The following is a 6,186-nucleotide window of genomic DNA, read 5'->3' as shown; positions in this document are numbered from 1 at the left end:
CATCCCGAACTCAGCAGTGAAACGATGCATCGCCGATGGTAGTGTGGGGTTTCCCCATGTGAGAGTAGGTCATCGTCAAGATTAAATTCCGAAACCCCATTTGCGAAAGCAGATGGGGTTTTGTTTTTGCGCGATGGAAAAGTTCGAGCAGGAAAGGCGAGGCTAAGTTGTTGGATTGCCGCACCACTCTTTGATTTAGGCCAGCTTCTGCTCTATTTTTGTATGCGCGCAACTTTCTGGGAGATTGGAAGGCAAGTTGGTCTGTGACGACTGCTGACGTAGTGGGTGAGTGAAATTGGGGAGTTGTTGTCACATCGTTGGCAGTCGGCTTAGCTACGCAAGATGGGATGCCTGACCACTTCACCCCTCTTGTGATTTCTATGCAATAGGCCGAGGCATGGCTATTATGCGTGCCTCATTGTGAGGCGAGGCTTGCATGCTGACGTTGTTAAAGCTCCTGAAGGATGGTCGGTTTCACTCGGGTGAAGCGCTGGGCGCGATCCTAGGCGTCAGTCGAAGTGCTGTATGGAAACAACTACAGCGCCTTGAATCTGAACTCGGCATGCCTATCCATAGAGTGAGAGGGCGTGGGTACCGTTTAGCTGAGCCACTGCAGCTGTTGGAGGCTGGCGCCATAATGAGTCTCGCTCATGGGTCCTGCTGGCCGATGTTCATTTCTGATTCTGTTGACTCCACAAATGCCCACGCCTTACGTCTTGTTGAGGAGGGAGTGGTTGCGCCATTTCTCGTGCTCGCAGAACAGCAGTTGGCTGGGCGTGGGCGACGTGGCCGCAAATGGGTGAGTCCTTTTGCTCAAAACCTTTATTACAGTCTTGTTCTACGCATCGATGGCGGTCTTCGGCAACTAGAAGGGCTTAGCTTGGTTGTCGGCTTGGCGGTGCTCCAGGCGCTACGTGATTCCGGTGTATCGGAGGCGGGCTTAAAGTGGCCGAATGATGTGTTGGTCGGGCCTAGGAAAATAGCTGGGATTTTGTTGGAGCTGGTCGGTGATCCTGCGGATGTTTGCCACGTCGTGCTTGGTATAGGAGTTAATGCGAACATGCGGGTTGCTGAGGAGGTCGATCAGCAATGGACGTCAATCCGGCTCGAAACGGGTGAATTGGTTGATCGTAATCAGCTGGTGGCTCACTTGGGAGGTGTGCTCCAGAGCTACCTGCTTCGTCATCAGCAGTTTGGTTTTGCGGCGATTCAGGCGGAATGGGAAAAAAATCACCTGTGGCAGGGGTGTGCGGTCTCTCTCGTTGCTGGAGTTAGCCAGATTGATGGCGTCGTACTTGGAATTGATCGGCAGGGGGCCTTGCGCCTGGATGTGGCCGGGGTTGAGAACACATATAGCGGTGGCGAGCTGAGTCTGAGGTTGCGTGATGATACTTGAGCTCGATTGTGGAAATAGCTTCATCAAATGGCGGGTCCTTGAAGCGGACAAGGTGCGAGTGTTTGCCGAAGGCGTCGTTGATTCGGATCTTGCTCTGTTGGTAGGGTTGCATGCCCTCGTGGGGCTCTCATTGGAACATTGCCGCCTGGTAAGTGTCAGGGCTGCGGCGGAGACCGCTAATCTAGTTGCTGTCTTGGTGGACGCCTTTGGTGTCTCTATCGCCTGTGCTGCTCCTGCTCGGGAGATGTCGGGGGTGAAGAATGGCTATGAGGATTTTGAACGCTTAGGGTTGGATCGCTGGCTCGCGATGCTTGGAGGGTTTCGTCTGGCGTCAGGGGCATGTTTGGTGCTCGACTTCGGCACCGCTGCCACGGCGGATTTCATCTGTGCAGATGGTGAGCACCTGGGTGGGTTTATCTGCCCTGGCATGCCGTTGATGCGTCACCAGCTACGAACGCATACACGAAAAATAAGATATGACGATATCGCTGCCGAGCGCGCGCTGGATAGTTTTACTCCTGGTCGCTCAACCGTGGAGGCCGTTGAGCGCGGATGTACATTGATGCTCCGGGGTTTTGTGCTGACCCAGCTTGAGTTGGCCCGCAGCTATTGGGGGGACGATTTTGAAGTATTCCTCACAGGTGGGGATGCGGCGCTGGTCTCGAGCATAGTGCCGAAGGCGAAGGTTGTCCCTGACCTGGTATTTGTCGGCTTGGCGATGGCGTGCCCATTGTCTTGAGGTGTTTATGCGTTGGTTGTTTTTGTTGCTGGTGGTTCTCAATGTCTTCTATTACTTCTGGCATCAGCAGGAGGCGCCGTTAAGGGCGAAAGACGTTATGCCGCTAACGCTGTACCGCGGGTCCCAGCAAGATATTCGGCTGGTCAGTGAGTCGGCGATTACGGGTATGTCGTGGGGGGCAGGTGGCGCGGCGCCGCAAGCCAAAAGTACTTGCCTCTTTGTTGGTGGCTTTGCCAGCTCGCAGGAGGTTCAGTCTTTGGAGCGGCGCCTGGCGGGACTCCAGATTCGGAGTCGACGTGAGTCTGCTGGTTTGGGTGGCGTGATGGGTGTTTGGCTTCGTATTGAGCCTGAAAGTCGTAACCTGTTGGACGATCCGTTGTTGCAGAACCTTGCCAAGGAATTCAATGAGTTAAAACATAAAATAATGCCCTGTGAGGGGGTTGCAACTCAGGAATAGGTTGCATAGAATGGCGCCCGCTCAGCAGTGATGACCTTAACGGGTTGATAGTGTAGAGCGAAGGTCAACGCAGCTAACCTCAGGTTTTTAATGAGAAAATGCTTGACAGAAGGTCGGCGTAATGTAAAATGCCGGCTCGCTTAGGAGGGGTTCCCGAGCGGCCAAAGGGATCAGACTGTAAATCTGACGTCTACGACTTCGAAGGTTCGAATCCTTCCCCCTCCACCATTTTTAGCGTGAGCTGCAAGCTCAGCGGGTATAGTTTAGTGGTAGAACCTCAGCCTTCCAAGCTGATGATGCGGGTTCGATTCCCGCTACCCGCTCCAAGTTTGCAGGTTGTGCGGCGTGTTTTGCTCTTGTAGCTCAGTTGGTAGAGCACACCCTTGGTAAGGGTGAGGTCAGCGGTTCAAATCCGCTCAAGAGCTCCATATGACAAGGCAGATATGAAAATATCTGCCTTTGTTTTAAGGGTTGGATTGGTCGGCTTGCAGGTGATGTTGGGTCGCAGTTCAGCAGTCAAGTGGTTGTAATGTCTTTTTCAGGTCTGCATAATGGTCGGCCTGATTTTGTTTTAGGTCAGTAGCTCAATTGGCAGAGCGACGGTCTCCAAAACCGTAGGTTGGGGGTTCGATTCCCTCCTGACCTGCCAGATTCACTCGGTGTGTCTGGCTTTCTTTTCACAGGATCTTCATAGATGACTCCTAAAGCTGAAGCTCAAGGCTCTCGCTTCGATCTGCTCAAGTGGCTTGTAGTAGTCGCTTTGGTGGTTGTTGGCGTTGTTGGTAATCAATACTATTCCGCCTCGCCGATCCTGTACCGCGTACTCGCCTTGCTTGCTATTGCTGCTGTAGCTGCCTTTGTAGGTCTGCAGACTGCCAAGGGCAAGTCATTCTTTGTGCTGGTAAAGGAAGCTCGTACCGAGATTCGTAAAGTCGTTTGGCCAACTCGCCAAGAAACCACGCAGACCACGTTAATCGTTGTGGCTGTTGTTCTGGTTATGGCGTTGCTGTTGTGGGGTTTAGATTCCCTGCTAGGCTGGCTTGTTTCTTTGATTGTTGGCTAAGGGTGTCCCGTGGCTAAGCGTTGGTACGTTGTGCATGCTTACTCGGGTTACGAGAAGCACGTGATGCGCTCGCTGGTAGAGCGTGTAAAGCTGGCAGGCATGGAAGATGGCTTCGGCGAAATTCTGGTTCCCACTGAAGAAGTGGTTGAAATGCGTAATGGCCAGAAACGCAAAAGTGAGCGCAAGTTCTTTCCTGGTTATGTGCTAGTTCAAATGGATATGAATGAGGGTACTTGGCACTTGGTCAAGGATACTCCTCGCGTCATGGGCTTTATCGGCGGTACGGCTGACAAGCCGGCTCCGATTACCGACAAAGAAGCAGAAGCGATTCTGCGTCGCGTTGCCGATGGTAGTGACAAGCCGAAGCCGAAAACACTGTTCGAGCCGGGTGAAGTTGTGCGTGTCACCGACGGTCCGTTCGCTGATTTCAACGGTACAGTCGAAGAAGTTAACTACGAAAAGAGCCGGATTCAGGTCGCGGTGCTCATTTTCGGTCGCTCTACCCCGGTAGAGCTAGAGTTCAGCCAGGTCGAAAAGGTCTAGCAGAACAAACATCCCAACCCCGCAGCCTTAGGCTGTGGGGTTTTGTCGTCACTGGGATAAACGCGCAAGTAGCCGGGGAGCCTTTCGAGGCGTTTGAACCCGTAATTGGAGTGCCTCATGGCCAAGAAGATTACCGCTTACATCAAGCTGCAAGTTAAGGCCGCTCAGGCCAACCCAAGCCCGCCCGTCGGTCCAGCTCTGGGTCAACACGGTGTGAACATCATGGAGTTCTGCAAAGCTTTCAACGCCCGTACTCAGGGTATTGAGCCAGGCCTGCCGACTCCAGTGATTATTACTGTCTATAGCGACCGTAGCTTCACGTTCGAAACCAAGTCGACCCCTGCTTCGGTTCTGCTGAAGAAGGCTGCTGGTCTGACTAGCGGTTCCGCTCGTCCTAACACCGTTAAGGTTGGCACCGTTACCCGTGCTCAGCTGGAAGAAATCGCGAAAACCAAAAACGCGGATCTGACTGCAGCTGATATGGATGCAGCCGTGCGTACCATCGCCGGTTCTGCTCGTAGCATGGGCCTTAACGTGGAGGGTGTGTAATGGCTAAGCTGACCAAGCGCCAAAAGGCTATCGCCGGCAAAATCGAAGCAGGCAAGGCCTACAACTTTGTAGACGCCGCCGCTCTGCTGACTGAGCTGTCGACTGTCAAGTTCAGCGAGTCCGTAGACGTTGCTGTAAATCTGGGTGTTGACCCGCGTAAATCCGACCAGGTCGTTCGTAGCGCAACTGTGCTGCCACACGGTACTGGCAAGACTGTACGCGTTGCTGTCTTCACCCAAGGCCCGGCGGCTGAAGCTGCTCTGGCCGCTGGCGCCGATCGCGTTGGCATGGATGATCTGGCTGCCGAAATGAAAGGCGGCGACCTGAACTATGACGTCGTTATTGCTTCCCCGGATGCAATGCGTGTTGTAGGTCAGTTGGGTCAAATCCTCGGCCCGCGCGGCCTGATGCCCAACCCTAAAGTTGGCACCGTAACGCCAGACGTAGCTACCGCGGTTAAAAACGCCAAGGCTGGTCAGGTTCGTTATCGCACCGACAAAAACGGCATCATTCACACTTCCGTTGGCAAGGTTGGTTTCGACGCCGTCAAGCTGAAGGAAAACGTTGAAGCCCTGATCGCTGATCTGAAGCGTATCAAGCCAGCTTCCTCGAAAGGCATCTACGTCAAGCGCGTTACCCTGAGCACCACTATGGGCCCAGGTCTGGTCATCGACCAAGGCTCGCTGGACGTATAAGACACAGGTTGGCATGAGTCATCGTGCCAATTGAAAGATTGGGGTCCCTGCCTGGCGGGGGCTATCCAAGACCGTAGGCGACGCAAGTCTTAAACCTCAAGCCTACGCAGATGGTGCTCCCGGTTCCTTACCGAATCAGACACCAAAACGACATCCGGCTCCGGTTGGATGAAACGGTAACAAGCAGGAGTTAAACCCGTGGCAATTAATCTCGAAGACAAGAAGGCCATCGTCGCTGAAGTCAACGAGGCTGCCAAAGCTGCTCTGTCCGCTGTCGTGGCTGATGCCCGTGGTGTGACAGTAGGCGCTATGACCGGACTCCGTAAAGAGGCTCGTGAAGCTGGCGTTTACGTACGTGTTGTACGTAACACCCTGCTCAAGCGCGCTGTTGCGGACACTGAATACAGTGTTCTCAATGACGTGTTCACCGGCCCGACCCTGATTGCGTTTTCCAAGGATCATCCAGGCGCTGCTGCCCGTTTGTTCAAGGAATTCGCCAAGGGTCAGGATAAGTTCGAGATCAAGGCAGCTGCGTTCGAGGGCAAGTTCCTCGCAGCTAACCAAATCGACGTACTGGCAACACTGCCGACCCGTGACGAAGCTATTTCGCAGCTGATGAGCGTGATTCAAGGCGCTACCAGCAAGCTGGCTCGTACTCTGGCTGCAGTTCGCGAACAAAAAGAAGCTGCAGCAGCCTAAGGCTGAGCATTTTCTCTCGCGTATTTTTGTTTATTTCGATGGCCG

General features: G+C 53.8%; 8 protein-coding genes and 4 tRNA genes. All 12 read left to right on the top strand.

Annotated elements, in window-relative coordinates:
* Positions 1 to 436: 436 nt before the first annotated feature.
* Positions 437 to 1,396 (top strand): bifunctional biotin--[acetyl-CoA-carboxylase] ligase/biotin operon repressor BirA, encoded by a 960-nt coding sequence (birA, locus tag CKW13_RS16735; RefSeq protein WP_095109695.1) that lies wholly within the window; start codon positions 437 to 439, stop codon positions 1,394 to 1,396.
* Complete coding sequence (locus tag CKW13_RS16730) at positions 1,386 to 2,135, top strand: pantothenate kinase (protein WP_095109694.1); 750 nt, start codon at positions 1,386 to 1,388, stop codon at positions 2,133 to 2,135. Before birA ends, CKW13_RS16730 begins: the two co-directional genes overlap by 11 nt.
* A 7-nt stretch (positions 2,136 to 2,142) precedes the next feature.
* Complete coding sequence (locus CKW13_RS16725) at positions 2,143 to 2,592, top strand: hypothetical protein (RefSeq protein WP_095109693.1); 450 nt, start codon at positions 2,143 to 2,145, stop codon at positions 2,590 to 2,592.
* A 143-nt stretch (positions 2,593 to 2,735) separates the two neighbouring features.
* Positions 2,736 to 2,820: transfer RNA gene (locus CKW13_RS16720), tRNA-Tyr, on the top strand.
* 24 nt (positions 2,821 to 2,844) lie between these two features.
* Positions 2,845 to 2,918: transfer RNA gene (locus tag CKW13_RS16715), tRNA-Gly, on the top strand.
* 26 nt (positions 2,919 to 2,944) lie between these two features.
* Positions 2,945 to 3,020 (top strand) — tRNA-Thr (locus tag CKW13_RS16710).
* A 145-nt stretch (positions 3,021 to 3,165) separates the two neighbouring features.
* Positions 3,166 to 3,241, top strand: a tRNA-Trp gene (locus CKW13_RS16705).
* 45 nt (positions 3,242 to 3,286) lie between these two features.
* Entirely contained in the window at positions 3,287 to 3,655 is a 369-nt protein-coding gene (secE, locus tag CKW13_RS16700; RefSeq protein WP_009045851.1) for a preprotein translocase subunit SecE, read from the top strand.
* A 9-nt stretch (positions 3,656 to 3,664) separates the two neighbouring features.
* On the top strand, positions 3,665 to 4,198 hold the full coding sequence (gene nusG / locus CKW13_RS16695; protein ID WP_003186097.1) for a transcription termination/antitermination protein NusG: 534 nt from the start codon (positions 3,665 to 3,667) through the stop codon (positions 4,196 to 4,198).
* 117 nt (positions 4,199 to 4,315) lie between these two features.
* On the top strand, positions 4,316 to 4,747 hold the full coding sequence (rplK, locus tag CKW13_RS16690; RefSeq protein WP_003210097.1) for a 50S ribosomal protein L11: 432 nt from the start codon (positions 4,316 to 4,318) through the stop codon (positions 4,745 to 4,747).
* A complete protein-coding gene (gene rplA, locus CKW13_RS16685; protein WP_003232403.1) occupies positions 4,747 to 5,442 on the top strand; it encodes a 50S ribosomal protein L1 in 696 nt (231 codons plus the stop codon). Before rplK ends, rplA begins: the two co-directional genes overlap by 1 nt.
* A 198-nt stretch (positions 5,443 to 5,640) precedes the next feature.
* A complete protein-coding gene (rplJ, locus tag CKW13_RS16680) occupies positions 5,641 to 6,141 on the top strand; it encodes a 50S ribosomal protein L10 (RefSeq protein WP_095109692.1) in 501 nt (166 codons plus the stop codon).
* Positions 6,142 to 6,186 lie beyond the last annotated feature (45 nt).

This window comes from Pseudomonas sp. Irchel 3E20, assembly GCF_900187645.1.
Lineage (GTDB): Bacteria > Pseudomonadota > Gammaproteobacteria > Pseudomonadales > Pseudomonadaceae > Aquipseudomonas.
This window is presented reverse-complemented; position numbering and strand designations above follow the sequence as displayed.